Source organism: Enterococcus sp. S53, assembly GCF_016516865.1.
GTDB lineage: Bacteria > Bacillota > Bacilli > Lactobacillales > Enterococcaceae > Enterococcus_D > Enterococcus_D innesii.
The window spans coordinates 202512-222923 of sequence record NZ_JACVUH010000006.1 but is presented as its reverse complement, the minus strand read 5'-3'; the positions used below and the strand labels follow the sequence as shown (position 1 = coordinate 222923).

20 protein-coding genes are annotated in these 20412 nt (G+C 44.2%); 16 read left to right on the top strand and 4 right to left on the bottom strand.

Going from position 1 to position 20412, the window contains the following annotated elements; all coding sequences use genetic code 11:
- The 5 genes from IAE45_RS10310 to IAE45_RS10290 form a co-directional block, all read left to right on the top strand.
- Window positions 1-1316, top strand: a 1316-nt coding sequence (locus IAE45_RS10310; RefSeq protein ID WP_200143127.1) for a MucBP domain-containing protein, incomplete at its 5' end; no start/stop codon positions are given.
- Window positions 1317-1485: 169 nt separating this feature from the next.
- Window positions 1486-1830 carry a DUF7006 family protein gene (locus IAE45_RS10305; RefSeq protein ID WP_200126398.1) on the top strand — a complete coding sequence of 115 codons (345 nt, stop codon included), beginning with the start codon at window positions 1486-1488 and terminating at the stop codon, window positions 1828-1830.
- Between the two features lie 202 nt (window positions 1831-2032).
- Entirely contained in the window at window positions 2033-3028 is a 996-nt protein-coding gene (locus tag IAE45_RS10300) for a LacI family DNA-binding transcriptional regulator (protein ID WP_200126396.1), read from the top strand.
- A 146-nt stretch (window positions 3029-3174) separates the two neighbouring features.
- Complete coding sequence (locus IAE45_RS10295; RefSeq protein ID WP_015509272.1) at window positions 3175-4551, top strand: PTS transporter subunit EIIC; 1377 nt, start codon at window positions 3175-3177, stop codon at window positions 4549-4551.
- Between the two features lie 43 nt (window positions 4552-4594).
- Window positions 4595-6037, top strand: coding sequence for a glycoside hydrolase family 32 protein (locus tag IAE45_RS10290; protein WP_200126394.1), 1443 nt, complete (start codon window positions 4595-4597; stop codon window positions 6035-6037).
- A 121-nt stretch (window positions 6038-6158) separates the two neighbouring features.
- Here the strand turns inward: IAE45_RS10290 and IAE45_RS10285 are convergent, their stop codons facing one another.
- A complete protein-coding gene (locus tag IAE45_RS10285) occupies window positions 6159-6830 on the bottom strand; it encodes a cyclic nucleotide-binding domain-containing protein (protein WP_200126392.1) in 672 nt (223 codons plus the stop codon).
- 92 nt (window positions 6831-6922) lie between these two features.
- Between IAE45_RS10285 and IAE45_RS10280 the strand changes: the two genes are divergently transcribed.
- Entirely contained in the window at window positions 6923-7582 is a 660-nt protein-coding gene (locus tag IAE45_RS10280; protein ID WP_200126390.1) for a YczE/YyaS/YitT family protein, read from the top strand.
- A 21-nt stretch (window positions 7583-7603) separates the two neighbouring features.
- Here the strand turns inward: IAE45_RS10280 and IAE45_RS10275 are convergent, their stop codons facing one another.
- The 3 genes from IAE45_RS10275 to IAE45_RS10265 are packed head-to-tail and all read right to left on the bottom strand — an operon-like array spanning window position 7604 to window position 9785.
- Window positions 7604-8008, bottom strand: coding sequence for an arsenic metallochaperone ArsD family protein (locus IAE45_RS10275; protein ID WP_200126406.1), 405 nt, complete (start codon window positions 8006-8008; stop codon window positions 7604-7606).
- 50 nt (window positions 8009-8058) lie between these two features.
- Window positions 8059-9036: an ABC transporter substrate-binding protein gene (locus IAE45_RS10270; protein WP_200126388.1), complete on the bottom strand. Its 978-nt coding sequence runs from the start codon at window positions 9034-9036 to the stop codon at window positions 8059-8061.
- Entirely contained in the window at window positions 9033-9785 is a 753-nt protein-coding gene (locus tag IAE45_RS10265; protein ID WP_200126386.1) for a polysaccharide deacetylase family protein, read from the bottom strand. Before IAE45_RS10265 ends, IAE45_RS10270 begins: the two co-directional genes overlap by 4 nt.
- A gap of 96 nt (window positions 9786-9881) precedes the next feature.
- On the opposite strand from IAE45_RS10265, the gene IAE45_RS10260 reads away from it, so the two are divergent.
- The 10 genes from IAE45_RS10260 to IAE45_RS10215 all read left to right on the top strand — a co-directional run bounded on the left by IAE45_RS10260 (window position 9882) and on the right by IAE45_RS10215 (window position 20366).
- Entirely contained in the window at window positions 9882-10601 is a 720-nt protein-coding gene (locus IAE45_RS10260; RefSeq protein ID WP_233619004.1) for an ABC transporter ATP-binding protein, read from the top strand.
- Window positions 10598-11332 carry an ABC transporter permease gene (locus IAE45_RS10255; protein WP_200126382.1) on the top strand — a complete coding sequence of 245 codons (735 nt, stop codon included), beginning with the start codon at window positions 10598-10600 and terminating at the stop codon, window positions 11330-11332. The genes IAE45_RS10260 and IAE45_RS10255 overlap by 4 nt, the downstream gene beginning before the upstream one ends.
- Before the next feature lie 113 nt (window positions 11333-11445).
- The gene (locus IAE45_RS10250) at window positions 11446-11679 is read left to right on the top strand and encodes a DUF1858 domain-containing protein (RefSeq protein WP_010747746.1); all 234 of its coding nucleotides are present in this window, start codon (window positions 11446-11448) and stop codon (window positions 11677-11679) included.
- Window positions 11676-12989 carry a DUF438 domain-containing protein gene (locus IAE45_RS10245; RefSeq protein ID WP_200126380.1) on the top strand — a complete coding sequence of 438 codons (1314 nt, stop codon included), beginning with the start codon at window positions 11676-11678 and terminating at the stop codon, window positions 12987-12989. Before IAE45_RS10250 ends, IAE45_RS10245 begins: the two co-directional genes overlap by 4 nt.
- A gap of 214 nt (window positions 12990-13203) precedes the next feature.
- Window positions 13204-14025 (top strand): PRD domain-containing protein, encoded by an 822-nt coding sequence (locus IAE45_RS10240; RefSeq protein WP_010747748.1) that lies wholly within the window; start codon window positions 13204-13206, stop codon window positions 14023-14025.
- Between the two features lie 111 nt (window positions 14026-14136).
- The gene (locus IAE45_RS10235; RefSeq protein ID WP_151195817.1) at window positions 14137-16071 is read left to right on the top strand and encodes a beta-glucoside-specific PTS transporter subunit IIABC; all 1935 of its coding nucleotides are present in this window, start codon (window positions 14137-14139) and stop codon (window positions 16069-16071) included.
- A gap of 13 nt (window positions 16072-16084) precedes the next feature.
- Window positions 16085-17572 carry a sulfatase-like hydrolase/transferase gene (locus tag IAE45_RS10230; protein ID WP_142973759.1) on the top strand — a complete coding sequence of 496 codons (1488 nt, stop codon included), beginning with the start codon at window positions 16085-16087 and terminating at the stop codon, window positions 17570-17572.
- A 29-nt stretch (window positions 17573-17601) separates the two neighbouring features.
- A complete protein-coding gene (locus tag IAE45_RS10225; protein ID WP_200126378.1) occupies window positions 17602-18714 on the top strand; it encodes a radical SAM/SPASM domain-containing protein in 1113 nt (370 codons plus the stop codon).
- Window positions 18711-19487, top strand: a complete 777-nt coding sequence (locus IAE45_RS10220; RefSeq protein ID WP_128488153.1) for a sulfite exporter TauE/SafE family protein — start codon at window positions 18711-18713, stop codon at window positions 19485-19487. The genes IAE45_RS10225 and IAE45_RS10220 overlap by 4 nt, the downstream gene beginning before the upstream one ends.
- Before the next feature lie 15 nt (window positions 19488-19502).
- On the top strand, window positions 19503-20366 hold the full coding sequence (locus IAE45_RS10215) for a formylglycine-generating enzyme family protein (RefSeq protein WP_128488155.1): 864 nt from the start codon (window positions 19503-19505) through the stop codon (window positions 20364-20366).
- Window positions 20367-20412 lie beyond the last annotated feature (46 nt).

Here is a 20412-nt window from a genome sequence, read left to right as displayed (position 1 = left end):
AACCGAAAGAAATTCCAGGGTGGTATGTGCCAGAAATGCCAAGCAATGTGTCTGGAACGTTTACTGAAGAAGCGCAAGAAGTAATCTATATCTATGACCGTTCGGATGCGGCACCTGTAACAGTCAAATATGAAGACACCGAAGGAAATCAACTGTCGGAACCAACGATCTTAAGCGGAAAAGTTGGGTTGCCATACGAGAGCAAACCGAAAGAAATTCCAGGGTGGTATGTGCCAGAAATGCCAAGCAATGTGTCTGGAACGTTTACTGAAGAAGCGCAAGAAGTAATCTATATCTATGACCGTTCGGATGCAGCCCCCGTAACAGTCAAATATGAAGACACCGAAGGAAATCAACTGTCGGCACCAACGATTTTAAGCGGAAAAGTTGGTCTGCCATACGAGAGCGAACCGAAAGAAATTCCAGGGTGGTACGTGCCAGAGACACCAAGCAATGCTCATGGAATTTTTAGCGAAGAGCCACAGGAAGTGATCTATGTTTACGACCGCTCCGATGCGGCACCTGTAACCGTCAAGTATGAGGATAACGAAGGAAATCAATTGTCAGAACCAACGATTCTAAGCGGAAAAGTTGGCTTACCATACGAGAGCGAACCAAAAGAAATTCCAGGCTGGTATGTTCCAGAAACGCCAAGCAATGCTCGTGGAATTTTTAGCGAAGACGCACAGGAAGTAATCTATGTTTACGATCGCTCCGATGCGGCACCAGTGACAGTCAAATATGAGGATACCGAAGGAAATCAATTGTCAGAACCTACGATTCTAAGCGGGAAAGTTGGATTGCCATATGAAAGCGAACCAAAAGAAATTCCAGGTTGGTATGTGCCAGAGGAACCAAGCAATGCCCATGGGATTTTTGGTGAAGACCCACAAGAAGTGATCTATGTCTATGACCGCTCCGATGCGGCACCAGTGATAGTTAAGTATGAGGATACCGAAGGAAATCAACTATCGAAGCCAACGATTCTAACTGGGAAAGTCGACATGCCATATGAAAGCAAGCCAAAAGAAATTTCTGGTTGGACCGTGATGGAAATACCAACCAACGCCTCTGGAACGTTTACGAATGACGTCCAAAAAGTGATTTATGTCTATCAAAAAGAAGGAAATAATGGTGGACAAACTTCGCCTGAAAAAGAGAATCCAGAAAATGACAAAAGAGATCCTGCAGATCCAAAACTTCCCAATACTGGGGAAATGATGGCGGGGCAACGAATCATGCTCATTGTTGGATCACTACTACTATTAATTACCTTAATCATTATTTTTGACAAAAAGAAAAATAAAGACAGGTAAGACTTACATTAGTCAATATTAAAAAAAGCAGCAAAGCCCACGAAGGTTTTGCTGCTTTCTCAAATCTAAAACTAGTTACAAAATAGAGTATTCAATAAATGAAAAGGGATGCGTAGTCCTTTTATGGTATGTGAGAATAATCAGTAAGAGCGGAGAGGAGTATAAGAAAATGTTGTTTGCGACGAAAAAAGAGTATGTCAATTATTTTCAAAAAGAGATAGATCGTTTGCCAAGAGAGAAAGACACGCTGGAAGACTATTTAGAAAAACAAGTAGAACGATTAAATCAACTAATTGAAGAAATTTCGAAAGAAACCTTTTGGGAGGTTATTCCACAAATTCTTGGGATTGATGCAAAATTGGGCCTTTTAGTTGATTTATCTAGGTATGAGGAGTTTTCAGACAACGACATCATAAGAATTATTGAGAGCGACTATAAAAATTACTTTAAAGAATTGTGTGGGTATGATCTTAGTATGGAAACGAAAAACTCAATCGTTTTTAATGTCTGCTGAAGACACTCTTTTTTATTGATCTTAGTACTTGTAAAAAAGAAGATATCTGAATCAATACTTTGTCTGCAATTATTTTTATCAGCACTTAGCATTAGGAGATGAAAAAATACTTGATCTTTCCCTCCTACTTGTTTTTCACGCAAAACCTGCGCTTTTCTTTCAGTTATTGTTATAATAAAAGAAAACGCAAAGGTGGGAAATCATGACAACGATCAAGGACATTGCTGAAAAGGCGGGAGTAGCGAAAAGTACGGTTTCCCGCTATCTGAACAATGGCTATATCAGTGAAGAAAAGCGCAAAAAAATTGATCAGATCATTGCTGAAACTGGCTATCGCCCCAATACATTTGCTCGTTCGCTGAAAGCCCAAGACACGAAATTGCTGGGCGTGATCATTCCTCGACTGAATTCGCCATCGACAAATGATGTGTTGAAAGGGATCGATACGACGGCACGGGAAAACGGCTATCAAATGCTAATCACCAACTCTGATCAAAGCGATGAACGGGAATTAGAAAATATCGAAATGCTGGTCAAACAAAAAGTAGCAGGGATGATCCTGTTTGCGCGCAAAATCACGCCGCAGCTGCAAGCGGTGCTGGCAGAGGTTCCTATGCCTGTTTTATTGTTAGGTCAACAGTTAGCTGGCATTCATTCCATCGTCCATGAAGATTATCAAGCTGGCAAAACCATGGCAGAATATGCAGTCAGCGCTGGCCACCGACGTTATTTATTTGTTGGTGTTAGCGAAAATGATTATGCGGTAGGTGTCTTGCGGAAAAAAGGATTTCTGGATGTCTTAGCACAAACGCCCAACGTCAAAGTCGACTTTATCGAAACCTCCTTTTCAAGAAGAGAAACGTACCAAAAAGCCCTTGTGTTCTTGAAAGATCAATCGGCAACGTACATCGCCTGTGCTACCGACAATATTGCTGTTGCTGTATTGAAAGCCGCCCATGAACTAGGGTATCAAGTGCCGCAAGACTTTTCCTTGAACGGATTTGGTGGCTATGATTCGACGGATTATGTCTATCCGACCATCACAACGACCCAATATCCCTATGTCCAATTAGGCACCGATGCCGTCTTAACGATCCAAAAACTGACGCAAGGGGAAGAGGTTCCTGAGGTGATCGAATTACCGAATCGATTAGTGGTCAAACAGTCGACTGCCAAGCGTGAAAAGCAGGAGAAATAAAGCAAACATTTTTAGAGAAAACAGGACGTCCAGTTGCGGCGTTCTGTTTTTTTATTTTCTTTGCTTGCAATTGCAAGCGGTTTCTGTTAATCTACAAATGTAGAACCGGTTCCACAAATGGACCGACGATCAAAGGAGTGGGAAAAATGAAGGAACAAAAAACGATCGACCAAGTGTTAGAAGCTGTTGGCGGCAAAGAAAATGTCAAAAACTTTGAACACTGTGCCACACGTTTGCGCTTGATTTTGAAAGACGATCAGTTAGTAGATAAAGACAAAGCGGAAGCAGTTGAGGGCAGCAAGGGCTATTTTTTCAACACGGGACAGCATCAGTTCATTTTTGGAACAGGAAAAGTCAATGAAGTTTATCAAGCCTTCGCAGCAGAAATGGGCAATGACGCCTCCGCTGATAAAGCTGGCTTCAAAGATGATGTGTATTCGAATCTGTCACCCGTCCAAAAAGTTGTCCGCACGTTGTCAGATGTCTTGGTGCCATTGATTCCAGCTTTGGTAACGACGGGGCTTTTGATGGGGATTCGGGGATTATTGACCGAGTTGGGGGTCACTTATAGTGCTGACTGGTTAGCTATGTTTGAAATGTTAACGGATACAGCGTTTGCCTTTTTACCTGTTTTGATCGCCTATAGTGCGACGAAAAAATTCGGCGGTAATCCGATCATCGGGATCGTGGTAGGATTGATGATGGTGGCACCGCAATTGCCGAACGCTTGGGCAGTTGCCAGCGGGGATGCAGAGCCACTGCACTTATTCGGTTTATCGATCTCTGGGTATCAAGGGTCGATTTTTCCAGCAATTATTGTCGGGATCTTAGTTTCTAAGCTAGAAAAATGGTTCCGTAAATTTGTTCCGCAAATGATGGACTTGATCGTGACACCATTCTTAACGATTGTCATTACTTTAGGTTTGATTTTGTTTGCGTTAGGACCAATCTTGCAAGTAGCTGAAAGAGCAGTCATCAACAGTATCGTCTACTTGGTGCAAGCACCATTGGGCATCGGTTATATCATTTACGGAGGGGTTCAGCAAGTAATCGTGATCACTGGATTGCACCATTCGTTAAGTATTATTGAGTTAGGGTTATTGAATACGACAGGCGAAAACGTCCTACAAGTCTTAGGTACAGCAAGTATGGCGGGACAATTTGGGGCTGCGATTGCTGCGGCATTTATTTATAAAAACAAAGTCAAACGCTCAAATGCCATCAGTGCGGCGGTTCCAACCTTATTTGGGATCACTGAACCTTTACTATTTGGGGTCAACTTACGCTCGATGCGCATTTTTGGCGCAGGCATGCTGGGAGGCGCAGTCGGCGGGTTTGCGACGTATGTCTTCCAATTAGCTGCCACTGGGATGGGCATCACTTTTATTCCAGGACTGTTGTTGTATACTGGAGATTTCGGTGCCATGCTGAAATACGTTGTCGTGATTTTGATTGCCTTTGGTGTCGGTTTTGCTGGTGTCCAATTGCAGCGCAAACCGCTAGCCAAAGAGTTGAACCAATAAATAATCCCTTGCTGTTCATCGGCAAGAGAAAAGAGGTACCACATTGTTAACGAAGGAATACTGGGCAAAGCTTGCCCAAACCCAAAACGATTTAGCAGAAAAAATCAGTGCTGATACGTGGCGCTTGAACTACCATTTGATGCCGGAAACAGGATGGATGAACGACCCGAATGGTCTTTGCCAATTCAAAGGCGTGGTTCATTTTTATCATCAATATGTACCGCAAACACCCCATGGCGGGGAACCACCCCACTGGGGACACAAAACGTCGACGGATTATGTCACGTTTCAAGAAGAAGCGCTGTTTCTTTCTCCCGAACACAACTATGACAAAGATGGGGTCTACTCGGGTTCTGCCTTTATCGAGAATGACACGATCCATTTCTTCTATACTGGGAATGTCAAACATCCTGGTGATCATGACTATACCTTTAGTGGACGAGAACAAAACACGGTCCATGTAATCAGCAAAGACGGCTATACCGTCGAAAAGCAAGAAGTCGTGATTCCTCATGAGGACTACCCTGAAGGATTTACCGATCATATTCGTGACCCAAAGGTTTTTGCCCACGAAGACACCTACTATATGCTGCTAGGCGCGCGTACGTTGGAAAACGAAGGCAAAATTTTGATTTATGAATCGACGGATTTAAATGAATGGACCTATCGAGGAATCTTTTTCGGTGAGGACTATGCTCTAGGCTACATGTGGGAATGCCCAGACTACTTCCATTTAGATGGCAAAGATGTGTTGGTCTTCTCACCGCAAGGCTTGGCAGCCAAAGAACATGCCTACCAAAATATTCATCAATCAGGGTATCTGATTGGTGAGGTGGATTGGGAAACCCTGACGTTTAAAGAAACTTCTGCGTTTCGTGAACTTGATTATGGGTTTGACTTCTATGCCCCGCAAACCTTTGAAGATGAGCAGAAACGTCGGATCTTGTGGGGCTGGATGGGGCTAGGGGATACCAGTCCTGAATACAGCAATCCTACGATCCCTCGCGGCTGGCAGCATGCCGCAACGCTGCCAAGACAGCTTTCGGTCAAAAATGACCAGTTGTATCAAGAACCTTTGCCAGAATTCCAAAAATTGCGAGACAAGCAAGTCAGCAAAAAAATTGTGCTTTCAGAGAAACCGCAGCACTTGTCTTTCGATGAATTGGCATATGAGTTGCAAGTTACGGCGGAAGTCCCATTGCAGCAGTTCCAGCTTGGACTTTTGCAAGATACGACTTTGGCTTATGAAGCTGGTGTCTTCACGATCCATCATGGCGTTTCTGGCTACGGTCGTAAACAGCGCAGTGTCAAGGTCGATGAACTGACGCAGCTGCAGATTTTTGTCGATACGTCTTCGATTGAGATCTTCCTAAATGGCGGGCAATATTGTTTGACCTCTCGCGTGTATCCCAAACGGACCGAGGCGATCGCTCTCAGCGGAACCGGCACGGTTTGTGTCAATGCTTGGGCATTGGCGAAAAAATAAAGCAACGATCCGAAAACGACAGCAAACAGTTGGTTTTTTTTGTTGCACCCCCAAGAGTCAGCTTTTTCTCTGGCTTTTAGGGGGGCATCATACCAACTATTTTGCTGTCGTTATTTGCTTGTTACTGCTTTTGTTGGTTTTGGATAAAGGTCTGCAGCGCAGGCGCATCGATCAGATAGCCGTCTGCAGTTTTTGTGACTAGTTTTTGCGTTTTGAAATCTTTTAAGGTATACGTTAAATGGCGATAGCTCACGCCTAAGTATTCTGCGGTCTCCGTCAATTTTTCTTGAAAAAGATCATCGATCGAAGCTTCCAACAGTAGATGGGCAAGGCGCCAAGCTAAGGGATAGGTTTGATTGACGGAAAAATGATCCATACGCAGCAGCAATTTTTCACCGATAGTTTTGCCTAGCGTTTGTACAAAAGCCAGGTCTTGCATGAGCCCGTGGGCTGCTGCTTGCATCGGAATGCCCAGACATGTTGTTTCACCGATCGCAACCACGGTTTTCGGTACTGTTTCGGCGCCAATCAACGTGAGATCGCCAATGCAATCACCAGGATGGAGAAACTGCAGCAAGGCACGTTTGCCGTTTTCTTGCGTTTGAATGATCTTGGCTTTGCCAGTCAATAGGACGAAAAAGACCGACATCGGCACCGTTTCTTTTTGGATCGCTTCTCGATGATCAAAGGTCCAGAGGGCACTTTGTTGTAAAATCTCCTCAGGAATCGGCAAGGGGCAGCTTTCTTTGATTGGTACCTGCTTTATTGCCAAGGCATAAGCGGTTTTTTTCACTTTTTCCCTCCAAACTAGGAGAAATCTCCTATTTGTTTTTAGTCAGTATAGCACATACTTAGAAAAGCAAAAAAGAAAGTGTGGGAGAAAAAATGAATAAAAAGCAATGGATAGGATCAGGGATTTTTTATGGGCTGAGTGCATTCGGGATCAGCTTGACCATTAAAGCAAGCGTTGGGGTCAGTAGTTTTAATGCCTTGAATGTCACGCTGGCAACGATGTCAGGAATCAAAGTCGGCACCATCACAACAGCCATCAACTTGGGCTTTTTAGCTGCCTGTTGGCTATTGGATCGGCGGCAGACGTCCCTCAAACAAAAAGGCAGTGAGTACTTGATTATGTTTATCGCTTTGCTGGCATTCGGCTATTTGATCAATGGCTTTGTTTACTACTTCTTGGCATCGCTGCACTTGACGAATTATTGGAGCCAACTAGCTGCTTTGATCGGTGGGATCTTGATTTCTGGAACGGCGACGGGACAAGTCCTACGGTTGCAGGTCTTGAAATTTCCAATCGAGCACTGGTGTCATTTGCTGGCGCAACGCAGTCGTTTGACATTTAAGCAGTACCGTTATGGCGTTGATGCAGTCTGTATTTCGGGGGCACTCTTGCTAGCGATCAGTTTGGGCTTACCGCTAGCGGTGAGGGAAGGGACGGTCATTAGTTTCTTTTTGCTGTCAGGTGCCATCGCTTGGTCGAAGGAACGTGATTTGACTTTGGGAATACCGACACGGCAAAAGCGTCAAGGGTAAATCCTTCAACGCCTTTTGATCTTACGCATCAAATTGCACAGTGATCCCAGATTTCGTCAATTGTTCCCATTCAAGGATCGTTGGCAAGCGGCCTTGGCAAAATAGCTGATCGTCGACATACACGAGTGGCAGACAGCTGCGGCCATTGCTTGCTAATTGCTGCCTGACGGCTTGATTCGTATGAAAAGGGGCAGGATCTTCTGCAAAAAAATATTCGTCGATCGTTAAAGGTTCGTTATGAAATGTTTGATGAGCCTGGGTCCTTTCTTCATTTATTTTTAACTGGTGAGTCAAGTGTGCTTCCCAAGTATCTTCTTTCTGCTCGGTATAAACAGCAATCGTTGGCATTGCATCAAATCCTTTCATGGCAGCTGATTTGTCAAAAGTATACCTGAATTTTTTGCCACGAGCAAAAAAGAGTATCAAAAAGAAGTGAAACAACAAAAAAGACGCAAATGCGTCTTTTTTGTTGTTTCTTATTCGTCAGCGGGTAAAAAATCGAAATTGGTCAACTCGTTGTAAGAATATGCTTGGTCGATTTGACCCTTGTCTTTCGTCCAAGCAATGATTGCGTCGAATTGCTCTTGCGGCACTGCCTTGGCATACGGATAGTCTTCCTGGCTGTCTAAGTAAGTACTCATAGCATCGGGAAATTGATAGTCTGCCAAGATGTCGGCATAGTCTTTTGCTGAATGAGCATTCATGTAATCGATGGCTTCGTTATAAGCAGTGTAGAATGCTTTTAGGTCTTGCGGGCGATTTTGGATAACTTCGTCCATAAATTGCAGTGTGCCGCCTTTGATGCCAGCATCTTTAGAGCTGCCTAAAACAATCGCCCCTTGGGCAGCCAACATGCTGGCTTGCGGTTCCGTATAAACAGCGCCATCGACTTGGTCATTGAGCAATGCTTCGGAACGGGCAGAAAAAGAAGCGATATCCACGATGTCATAGGTAAAATCATTTTCCTGTGCAAATTGGTCCATGATGTATTCTAAAATGAAATTCGGTACAAGGGTGATTTTTTTATCCGCTAACCCTTTCATCTCAGTGATCCCTGAATTCGGTGAAGCGAGAATCTTGAAGTTTTCCAAAATATCAGAAGTGATCGTCATATCGATGCCGTTTTGCTTAAAGGTCGCTTCTGTCATGACATCGCTGATCGTACCATCCAGCTCGCCTGACTGCACCGCCACATTGCGGTCATTCGGGGAAGTGAAGGATTTGAGTTCCACAGTCAATCCTTGCTTTTCGAAAAAGCCTTCTTCTTTTGCTAGAATGATCGGAATCGCTGATTCAGCTGGTAACACCCCGATCGTCAATGTTTGATCTGTGACCGCAGCTTCTGTACTGCTAGTGCTGGAATTGCTGGTACTTGCTGTTTCGTCAGTGTTGCCGCAGGCGGCAGCGCCAACAGCGAATAGTGCTAGGATACTTGCTAAAATCGTTTTTTTCATTGGTTCATTTCCTCGTTTCTAAATCGTTGTTCAAAAGCAGCCATTGGTAGTGAGAACGGGATGACTGCCCGATGGAGTTCCATTGGCTTGGTTTGTGCCGTGTTGATACCTGGTTTAGTGGTAAATGCTAGAACAAAGCCTTCCTTTTCCAAGGTAGCGATCGTCTGTGGATCATAAAAGCCAAAGGGATAGGCAAAAACATCCTTGATGGCCACGTGCTGATTACAGCTTCGTAAGTCTTGCGCAAAAGCTGCTGATGTTTCCCACATTGAACGCCCTTGCTGGTCCTTGCGTTCGTGAAAATGATCGGTATGATTGGCATATTCGAAGACATCGCTCATTTCGGCTAATTCGGCGCTGCTCAATGTCTGCGAAACTTCTGGCTCGTAAGGCTGAGGGGCATCAAAAAGCCAGCCAGTCACGACAAAGGCAGTTGCCTTGAAACCAGCTTCTTTCAACAGTGGGTAGGCATATTCTTTCATCGATTGATAACAGTCGTCAAAGGTCAGCAACACGGATTTTTCTGGTAGCGGCTGCTGCCGGAAATAAAAATCTTTGACTTCTGCAAGGGTCAACGTATGGTAATTTTCTGCTTTCAAAAAGTCGATTTGTTGTTTAAAATGAGAAGTGCTATTGAATAAGGGCAGAGGCAAGGCATCTTGATACCCGTCTGCGACTTTGATCGGGCGGACCTGATCATAAAGTTCTGCTTCGGGACGTATTTCATGAAATACGAGGGTCTGAAACATCATAAACCATCCTTTCTTGTCAATCACGCAAAAAATAGTATAGCATAAAATGTGAAAACCAACACAAATAATTTGAAGAAAGAAGTTTATTCTCTGATGAGTATTCTATTCGATACCGTTTCCTTTACCTATGGAGATACCGCCATTTTTAAAAACCTTTCGTTTTGTTTTGAACAAGGCGTGACCTATGTGCTGCTGGGAGAATCGGGCATTGGCAAAAGCACGCTTTTATCCTTGGTCAAAGGGTTGCAGCGACCGCAATCGGGCACGATCACTTACCAAGGCTGTTCCACTGACAACATCGAGGTCGTTTTCCAAGAACTGCATTTGTTTCCTTGGCAAACAGTCTACCAAGCACTGGAAATGCCGCTGATTATCAACCAAACCCCTAGTGAGAGTCGTAAAAAACGGGTCGCCAGCTGTTTGGCTGAGTTGGGATTGACGCAGGTGCAGGACCGCTATCCGCATCAGCTTAGCGGCGGTCAAAAACAGCGGGCTGCCATGGGGCGGGGACTGATCACACAGCCCGATGTTTTATTATTGGATGAGCCGACTGCTTCGCTGGACCAAGAAACCAAAGCAAACGCCCAAGCCATGATCGCTGCCCAACAGCAGCGCAGACAAAAAAGCTTGATCGTGGTGACCCACGATCCAGAAGAGGCAGTGTTTTTGGGGCAGACGATTTTGCTGCTAAAAGATCAGGGCGTTACGCCGATCAGTAATCCATTTTACGGCAGCCAGCAGGAACGAGACTCGTTGGCTTTTTATGAAGTCGTCTTGCAGTTGAAAGAACAAATGAGGGAGGCGAGGCAATGAAACCCATCAAATCTTTTGCTTGGGGCTTCTGTTCGTTTGTCGTGGTTTGGTGGGGCGTAAGCTGGGTGACCAACAACCGCTCGTTGCCTAATCCTTTAGAAACCGCTGAACGTTTTTGGGCATTACGAGAAGTCTTACTGATCCACGCAGGTGCCAGTTTGCTGCGGGTATTTGCGGCGTTGAGTGGGGCGTTGCTGGTCGGGGTGCCGTTAGGGATCTTGATTGGGCGATCCCAAAGAGTGGATCGGCTGCTTGGTCCACTGCTTTACTTTTTATATCCGATTCCTAAAGTTGCGTTTTTACCCGTCTTTATGATCTTCTTTGGCTTAGGCAATCTCTCAAAAGTTCTCTTGATTTTTGCGGTGATCGTCATTCAAGTGATCGTCTCGATTCGTGATGCAGTCACAAAGATCCCGCCAGCGTATTTTCAAGTCATGAAAAATTATACCAACCAATGGCACCATGTCTTGCGCTTCGTTATTTTGCCCGCGCTCATGCCCGTGCTTTTTGCCAGTGTGCGGGTCAGTATCGGGATCGCGTTGGCTTCCCTCTTTTTTGCCGAAAACTATAACACGACGTATGGTGTCGGCTATCTGATCTTAAGTGCGTGGTCAAAAATGGACTACCCACAAATGCTTTCGGGTATCCTCCTGATTGCTTTGATGGGCTATCTGCTTTTTGCCAGTATCGATTGGTTGGAAAAAGTGGTGTGCCGTTACCGACAATCTTAGAAAAAAATGATCGATTGATAAATGTTTGCGGCAGTTCGTGTATTTTTGAACAAAATGATTTATACTAAGGATATCTTATTGAGAATCATTCTCACTGAAAGGAAGACCTTACTATGAAAGAAATCGATCTGTCAAAAACGCTCTATGAACTTGTGGCACAATATCCTGAAATACAAGAAATCATGAGTCAACTAGGGTTTACGGCGATCAATCAACCAGGGATGCTGCAAACTGCTGGACGTTATATGACGATACCCAAAGGTGCTCAGATGAAGAAGATCCCCTTGGAAATGGTTTGTCTCGCTTTCGAAAAACAAGGTTTTCTTGTGAAAGGAGCGACGAAATGAAAACCAACAGTCAAAGACAAGAACGGATCGTCGAAATACTGAGTTTGCTTCACCAAGGCGGTTCCTTTGAAGAAGCTAAACGCTTGTTTAACGAAGAATTTGATGGTGTGGATGTGACGGAGATCACTGCTGCTGAAAAAGCTTTGATCCAAACGGGGTTGGACCCTTCTGAGATTCAGCGTTTGTGCAATATTCATGCTGCTGTTTTTAAAGGATCGATCAATGAGATCCATCACTCCAATGAAGAATATGGGCAACCAGGCCATCCTGTGCATACCCTGAAATTGGAGAACCAAGTCCTGCAATCCCTGTTGACCGATGAGATCGACAGCCTCTTAGCCAAAATCAAAACCGGTGATTGGACGCCTAAAAAGCGTCTACAAGCTGCCTGCAATGATTTAATGCAGATCGACAAACACTATGCGCGAAAAGAAACGTTGATTTTTTCTTACATGGAGAAGTACGGCATCACTGCGCCGCCAAAAGTGATGTGGGGTGTTGATGATGATATTCGGGTTATGATCAAAGCGCTCAATGAGCTTTTGGCATCCGAAAAAGCTGCCTATAATCCAATCGCTGTCCAATGGGAAGCAGTCAAAAACGAGATCGAAGAGATGATTTTCAAAGAAGAAGAAATCATGGTGCCCATGACGCTGGATGTCTTCAGTCTTAAAGATTGGGAACAAATTGCGGCTGACAGTTTTGACATCGGCTTTGCCTTTATCCCAGAACCGCTTCCTTGGAAACCGAGCCAAGAAGCCCTTGAAAAGGAACAGGCGGCAGAACCCGCACGGCAAGCGGCGATCAAACAAGCCCAAGAAACAACCGCTGGCATCGCAGTCGGTTTAGGATTCGATGACTTTCAAGTCACAGAATCGGAAGATTCGCCGCAAATTGCTGAACAGCCGACCGTTTCATTGCCTACTGGTAATCTGCAATTTGAGCAATTGGTGGCCATTTTTCAAACGTTGCCAGTGGACTTGACCTTTGTAGATAGTGAAGAGCGGGTGCGCTTTTATTCAGAAGGCAAGAGTCGCGTCTTTCCACGAACGAATTCGGTTTTAGGTCGTGAAGTCGTCAACTGCCATCCACCGAAAAGCATGCATCTCGTGCAACAGATTTTGGATGATTTTCGAGCGGGTACAAGGGAGACAGCTGAATTTTGGATCGATATGCGGGGCCGTAAAATCTATATTCGCTACTTTGCATTAAAAAATGAAGCAGGCATCTATTTAGGTTGTCTAGAAGTCACGCAAGACATTACGGAGATCCAAACAATCGAAGGGCAAAGCCGGTTGCTGGATCAGTGAGCAGTTTGGAGAAAGGCTGATCCGTGTCTAGTTGAAACGAAGCAAAAAAAGAAAAATCAATAAAACGCTTGCAACGTTTCTGGAAAAATAGTATAGTAAAGGCAATCAAATGGGTAGTTACTGATAATGCAGGCTATACCTTTTTACGTGTGTATGGATCCTACACATGTATTAAGGTATCGCCTTTTTTCATTTTAAGGAGGTGAGAAGCGTCTTGAAGATCAAAAAAATCTTAAACAACAATGCAGTTTTGGTCGGACAAGATGGCAAAGATTTTATCTGGATCGGTACCGGCCTTGGCTTCAAAATGAAACCAGGACAAACCGCCGATGAATCAAAAATTGAAAAAGTGTTTGTGCTTCATAAGAAATCCTCTGATCGTTTGATGGAATTGCTAGAGAACATTCCAATCCAATATGCGTCTCTTGCGGATGATATTATCCGTTATGGAAAGCAAGTCATTTCCTACCAATTAAGTGATTCCATTTACATCTCTTTGACGGATCACATCTATAATTTGATTCGCTTGAAAGAAGAAGGGATCAGCATCAACAATCGCTTGACTTGGGAAATCAAGCGTTTCTATCCCAACGAGTATGCAGTAGGAGAGCATGCGGTTCGATTGATTGAAAGCAAAACGCAATTCTCCCTAAATGAGGCAGAGATCAGTAATATCGCCATGCATTTTATTAATGCGCAAATCAATGACGATTCAGAGAAGATGGAAGATATCGAATTGCTGACACAAAAAATCAAAGACATTATTTCACTTATTCGTATTCACAATCGTGTGCACATTGATGAGAATAGTTTAGCTTTCGATCGCTTCGTCACCCATTTGAGATTCTTTTTTAAACGGATTGAAAACAAGGAAATCGTTGAAGGCGTCGGGAATCCTCTGTTAGTCCACGTGATTGATAAATATCCTAAAGCCTATGAAACCACCCGTTTGATTGGCGAATATTTAAATAAAACATTATATGACGATGAACAATTGTATTTAACGCTTCATGTACAAAAATTGATCGATCAATAATTCAAGGTGTTACTGGTAAAGCAGGCAAGACTTGACAAGGCTACAAGAAATGTAGTGTTGTTTGGTCTTGCCTTTTTTATTGGTTGTATAGTAGAGAAAGGAATGAATGAGATGCAATACCAAGAATTGAATGAACAAATTTTAAAGAATATCGGCGGAAAAGAAAACATTGCTGGATTGACGCATTGTATTACCCGTCTTCGGTTTAAACTTAAAGATGAATCAAAAGCCCAGACCCAAACGATCAAAAATTTGCCGGGGGTTGTCACCGTCGTCCAAAGTGGGGGACAATATCAAGTAGTTATCGGAAATCACGTAGCAGAAGTTTATAAAGAATTTACGGACATGATCGATATGAATACGGAAGAAACTTCTGGACAAGAGGAAGAACCAAAAGGGATTTTAAACCGATTTATCGATATTGTCGCTGGTATTTTTACGCCGATCATCAATGTCTTGATGGCAGCAGGGATGATCAAAGGGTTACTTGCTTTATTGACAACATTTGAAGTGCTGGATAAAGCATCAGGGACGTATTTGATTTTAAATGCGACAGGGGATGGATTGTTTTATTTCTTCCCACTCTTTCTAGGGTACACTGCTTCGAAAAAATTTGGGGGTAAACCTTTTATCGGAATGGCGATCGGGGCAGCATTAGTTTATCCGACGATCGTAGCAGCAAATGGCGGAAGCGAAGCGATGTATACCTTATTTGCAGGTTCTGTCTTAGAATCTCCAATCTATATTACTTTTCTTGGAATCCCTGTTATATTGATGAGCTATACTTCAAGCGTGATTCCAATTATTGCAGCTACTTATTTGGCATCAAAACTAGAAGCTTTCTTTTCTTTATTGATTCCACGAGCAGTGCGGAGTTTCTTTGTTTCTTTTCTGACCTTGATCATCACAGTTCCCTTAGTCTTTCTAATCGTTGGACCGATTACTACTTGGGCAGGATTATTATTAGGGCAAGCATTGTCAGCTGCTTACGAATTTAGTCCGATTATCGCGGGTATTGTTATCGGTGGATTTTGGCAAGTCTTCATTATGTTTGGCCTGCATTGGGGCTTTGTGCCGATCGCTTTGAACAACTATGCCACACTAGGGTACGATGTCGTGATGATGGCTGGTCTGGCAACACCTGTGGCGATGGCGGGAGTCACCCTCGCAATCTTTTTGAAAACTAGAAACAAAAAATTAAAAGAAATTGCCTTCCCTGCTTTTCTTTCGGCAATCTTTGGTATCACGGAGCCAGCACTGTATGGGGTAACCTTACCAAGGAAAAAAGCATTTTATACTACCTCCATCGCAGTCGCTGTTGCAGGAGGAATCATGGGATTGTTCAAAACGAGAGTCTACATCAACGGCGGGACAGGTATTTTCGCTTTACCACGATTTATTCACCCAGAAAATGGCATTGATAACAGTTTTATCGGGTTTGCCTTAGCTAGTGCCGTTGCCTTCGCATTAGGATTTTTGATCACATTCTTTTATGCCTATAATCCCAAAAGTGATGACGAACCAGCTAGTGAAGGAGCCAACGAAAAAAACGTGGAGCCATCGACACTGAATCATGAACTTGGACAAACTGTTCTCTATGATTTAGCAACACCAGTTAGAGGAACGATCATCCCACTAAAAGAAGTAAAAGACGAAGCGTTTTCCAGCGGATTGTTAGGGAAAGGATTAGCTGTCATTCCGTCAGAAGGAAAGGTCTACGCACCAGCAGATGGAATCGTTTCAACACTTTTTCCGACAAATCATGCTGTGGGAATCACGACCGCAGATGGTGTTGAAGTTCTGATTCATGTAGGGATGGATACAGTGAATTTGAAAGGACAGTATTTCCAGCCAGCCGTTGCCCAAGGAGACTCAGTAACGAAGGGACAATTACTTTTGAGTTTTGATAAAGACGCATTGGAAAAAGAAGGCTATTCCATCGTGACACCGATTATTATTTCAAACACGGCGGATTACCTAGATATTGTTGAAACAGACAAACAAGATGTTGAAAAACAAGATACCTTATTAACGGTCATCGGTTAGGAGGAAAGACAAGTTGAAAAAAAATATCTTTTTATTCGTAGCAGATCAGATGAGAAATGACGCACTCGCACATATGGGGAATCCCGCATCAATCACCCCTAACTTTGATGAACTGGCAGAAGAAGGGGTCTCATTTGAAAATGCCTACTGCCAAAACCCTGTCTGTGTGCCTTCTAGAAATAGTTTTCTGACGGGTTTTTATCCACATGTCAATGGGCATCGAACGATGCACTATTTGCAAAGAGAAGATGAACCCAATATTTTGAAAGAAATGAAGAATCAAGGCTATGAAGTCATCTGGATCGGCAGAAATGATGTGGTTCCAGGGGATAAACCAAAAACAGACTATTGTGATGAATATTATGACGGTGTGGTAGACGAAAACACTCGGGATGCTCAAAACAGTGAAGTCAATCATTCTGCTGATATGAACGAAGCCAGTAAACAGCTGTACGACCAGATGCTTTCAGGAGATACGTATTATTCATTTTATATGGGAAAATTACCAGACAGTGAGGGCTATGGCAAAACGGACTGGAATTGTGTGAAAAAGGCGTTGGACTATCTTGAACGTCGCAGTCAGGAAAAGACAGACAAACCATTTTTCGTTTATTGTACGATCTCATTCCCACATCCACCCTATGCTTGCGAAGATCCATGGTATTCGAGTATTGATCGTCAGAAACTGCCGAAACGCCGGCCGAATATCAAAGATATTCCTAACAAAGCCTCAATGCTGTATGGCATCAATGAGAAACAGAATTTAAACGGTTGGACAGAAGAGCGCTTTGATGAATTACGTGCCACCTATTTAGCAATGGTTTCGCGTTTTGATCATCAACTGGGCATGATCAAAGAGAAGCTGCGTGAAACAGGCTTTTACGATGAGACAAACCTCATTGTTTTCAGTGACCATGGAGACTATACTGGTGACTACACGATCACTGAAAAAGTCCAAAACTGTTTTGAAGAGCCGATCACGAATGTCCCATTGGTCATCAAACCTGCTAAAACGATTGAAAGTGTGCCGCGAATCACCAAAGCACAAGCGGAACTGCTAGATTTACCAGCAACGATCGCCGAACTGGCTGAGTTCGATCTTTCCTATACACAATTTGGAAAATCCTTGGTTCCTGTGATCAAAGGAGCCGAAGAGCACAAAGATGCTGTTTTTTGCGAAGGCGGACGCATTCATGGCGAGACACAAGCGATGGAGCTGGGGCATGGACCGAAATCTCCGTATTGGCCGCGGCTTGCGACACAGTATAGCGAAGGTCCGGAACATACTAAAGCAGTTATGTGCAAGATGGGGAACTATAAATATGTGATGCGTCTTTATGAGCATGACGAATTATATGATTTGGAAAAAGACCCAATGGAAATCAAAAACTTGGCGCTAGAAAAAGAATACGCCGAAATTGTTGAGAAAATGAAGCAACGCGTTACTCGTTTTTATATGGAAACGACTGATTTTGTTCCGATGAAACGGGACAAACGCTAAATAAGTAAAAAAAGAATCGAGGCCTCCACATGAAACACATCTCCGTATTGATCAAGCCAGCATCCTCTCTTTGCAATCTGCGCTGCACCTATTGCTTTTATGCTAACGTCAGTTCCTTGCGTGAAGTGCGTTCCTTTGGCAAAATGAAAGAGGATGTAATGGAAAAGATGATTGCAAACATTTATGCAGACTTAGAAGCTGGCGATCATTTGACGTTGGCATTTCAAGGCGGAGAGCCGACGATGGCGGGGCTGAGTTATTTTAGAAAACTAACGGCTTATGTTGCGGCGCAAAAAAAGCAAGTGACAGTACACTATGCGATCCAGACCAACGGCATGGTGATCAATGACAAGTGGTGTCGTTTTTTGAAAGAGCATCGCTTTTTAGTCGGGCTGTCGATCGATGGGCATCCGCTTGCGCACGATCGTCATCGATTAGACGCCAAAGGGCGGGGAACCTTTGCGCGGGTTTTACAGACCAAGCGGTTATTGGATGCCTATCAGATCGAGTACAATGTCTTGTGCGTGTTGACAAATCCGTTAGCAAAGGAAGCCCAGCGTGTGTTTGACTTTCTCAAGGAAGAGCAGATTGCATTTGTGCAATTCATTCCTTGCTTGGCTGATTTGGATGCCACATCAACCAACGACTATGCCTTGACACCAAGAAGCTTTGCTGGCTTTTATCAGCAGCTGTTGGCGTTTTGGCTGCAGGAATTGAAGCAAGGGCGCTACCTAAGTATCAAGCTGTTCGATGACTTATTGAATCTATTGGTGCGGCAGCAAGTAACTGCCTGCGGGATTCTAGGCAATTGCCAAGTGCAGTATGTGATCGAAGCCGACGGCAGTGTCTATCCTTGTGACTTCTATGTATTAGATGAGTATCGCATGGGCTATATCAAAGAGCAAACGTTACGGGAATTGTTTTCTCAAGACTGTTCGCAGCAGTTTTTGTGCCAGAAAAAAGACATGCCTTCGAAGTGTACGCAATGTCCTTTCCAAAAAATGTGCCGAGGAGGCTGTAAACGAATGAAAGATGCAATGTACGTGGATAGTGAGGGTTTTTGCGGTTATCAGGAGCTGTTAAAAGACTTCGCACCTAGAATCAATGAGATACTGGGGCTTTTGCAAGGGGTGAGACAATGATCGGACTGATTTATTTTCTCGTGATCGTCTTAGCAAATGCCGTAGGCGCAGTTTCCGGCATGGGGGGTGGCGTGCTGATCAAACCGATTTTCGATTTTATCGGCGCCCATTCTGTTGCTGCGATCTCTTTTTACTCGGCGACAGCGGTCTTCACGATGTCCATCGTTTCGACAGCTAGACAATTAGCCAGTGGACGGAAAATCAATTGGTCGATTGCCTTGTGGGTTTCTGGCGGCGCTGTGTTAGGCGGTGTTTTAGGCAATGTTGCCTTTGAACAGCTATTGCTTGTCTTTCGAGACGACAAGCTGGTTCAGCTGATCCAAATCCTTGTGACCGTGCTGACACTATTGTTTGCTTTTTTGTATACAAAATATAACTGGCGTGGGTTTGCGCTGGAAAAAGTCGGCTGGTATGCAGCTTGCGGCTTGATTCTCGGCTTTCTAGCCAGTTTGCTGGGGATCGGCGGCGGACCCATCAATGTTTCTTTATTGATGCTGCTGTTTGCCATGCCGATCAAAGAGGCGACGATCTATTCAATTTGTACGATTTTTTTCTCGCAGCTGGCAAAAATTTTGACGATCGCTTTTTCGACAGGTTTTGGTGCGTATGATCTGCAAATTTTGTGGTTTGTTATTCCAGCCGCGATCGTGGGAGGACTGTTAGGCGCCAAGGCCAGCAACGTCCTGTCACCGCAGCGAGTGACACTGGTATTTCAAACTGTGATCGTGCTGGTGTTACTGATTAATCTGTACAATGGCTATCAATTATTGTAAAAAGGAGGCAAGCAGATGCCCACGATTCCAGCAGGAACTTATCGAATCGGCACGAATACGATGGACGGCTTTGCCGAGGATCTTGAGGGACCGCAAATCAGCCTCGACAGCCCAGCATTTGCCATTGATGCCACGACGGTGACGAACCAAGCTTTCCAAGTTTTTGTGGAAGCAACAGGATATGTCACAGAAGCCGAGCGCTTTGGCTGGTCGTTCGTTTTTCACTATTTTTTAAGTGAGCAAACGAAACACCGCAGTCAAAAGGTACCAAATATGGCTTGGTGGTACGCGGTTAGCGGCGCAGATTGGCGTCATCCTGAAGGACCTGATTCAACGATTGCCCAGCGGATGGATCACCCAGTGGTTCAGGTGTCTCGCAACGATGCGATCGCCTATTGCCACTGGGCAAAAAAACGCCTCCCAACAGAAGCAGAGTGGGAGATCGCTGCAAAAGGCGGGACAAGTTTTGAAAAATATCCTTGGGGAAGGGAATTTTTGGCTGAAAATACCTATCATTGCAATATTTGGCAAGGAGAGTTTCCAAAAAGCAACACGCGAGCAGACGGCTTTGCCAATACAGCGCCTGCGAAATGGTATGAGCCCAATGGCTTTGGTCTCTATCAAGTGATCGGCAATGTCTGGGAATGGTGCGTCAATCCTGCCCGCATCCCGCTGACACAGTTTCAACAACAGACGGGACAAACCTTTTGGGCAAGGAATCAAACACAAGATGATCAAATGTATGCGACTCGCGGCGGTTCGTTTTTGTGCCACGAATCCTATTGCAAACGATACCGAATTGCCGCTAGAAATGGTAATTCTGGGATGTCGGCAGCCAATAATCTAGGGTTTCGGTGTGTCAAAGACTTGGATCAGTAAATCGTTAAATGCAAAAGCGGCGCCTATTCACGTGGATAGGTGCCGC

What these genes read in the sequence shown, in the direction of transcription:
- IAE45_RS10220 (WP_128488153.1), top strand. Translation starts at nt 18,711, where the DNA reads ATGATCGGACTGATTTATTTTCTCGTGATCGTCTTAGCAAATGCCGTA.
- IAE45_RS10225 (WP_200126378.1), top strand. Translation starts at nt 17,602, where the DNA reads ATGAAACACATCTCCGTATTGATCAAGCCAGCATCCTCTCTTTGCAAT.
- IAE45_RS10245 (WP_200126380.1), top strand. Translation starts at nt 11,676, where the DNA reads ATGAAAACCAACAGTCAAAGACAAGAACGGATCGTCGAAATACTGAGT.
- IAE45_RS10300 (WP_200126396.1), top strand. Translation starts at nt 2,033, where the DNA reads ATGACAACGATCAAGGACATTGCTGAAAAGGCGGGAGTAGCGAAAAGT.
- IAE45_RS10270 (WP_200126388.1), bottom strand. Translation starts at nt 9,036, where the DNA reads ATGAAAAAAACGATTTTAGCAAGTATCCTAGCACTATTCGCTGTTGGC.
- IAE45_RS10235 (WP_151195817.1), top strand. Translation starts at nt 14,137, where the DNA reads ATGCAATACCAAGAATTGAATGAACAAATTTTAAAGAATATCGGCGGA.
- IAE45_RS10255 (WP_200126382.1), top strand. Translation starts at nt 10,598, where the DNA reads ATGAAACCCATCAAATCTTTTGCTTGGGGCTTCTGTTCGTTTGTCGTG.
- IAE45_RS10265 (WP_200126386.1), bottom strand. Translation starts at nt 9,785, where the DNA reads ATGTTTCAGACCCTCGTATTTCATGAAATACGTCCCGAAGCAGAACTT.
- IAE45_RS10260 (WP_233619004.1), top strand. Translation starts at nt 9,882, where the DNA reads ATGAGTATTCTATTCGATACCGTTTCCTTTACCTATGGAGATACCGCC.
- IAE45_RS10305 (WP_200126398.1), top strand. Translation starts at nt 1,486, where the DNA reads ATGTTGTTTGCGACGAAAAAAGAGTATGTCAATTATTTTCAAAAAGAG.
- IAE45_RS10295 (WP_015509272.1), top strand. Translation starts at nt 3,175, where the DNA reads ATGAAGGAACAAAAAACGATCGACCAAGTGTTAGAAGCTGTTGGCGGC.
- IAE45_RS10215 (WP_128488155.1), top strand. Translation starts at nt 19,503, where the DNA reads ATGCCCACGATTCCAGCAGGAACTTATCGAATCGGCACGAATACGATG.
- IAE45_RS10280 (WP_200126390.1), top strand. Translation starts at nt 6,923, where the DNA reads ATGAATAAAAAGCAATGGATAGGATCAGGGATTTTTTATGGGCTGAGT.
- IAE45_RS10250 (WP_010747746.1), top strand. Translation starts at nt 11,446, where the DNA reads ATGAAAGAAATCGATCTGTCAAAAACGCTCTATGAACTTGTGGCACAA.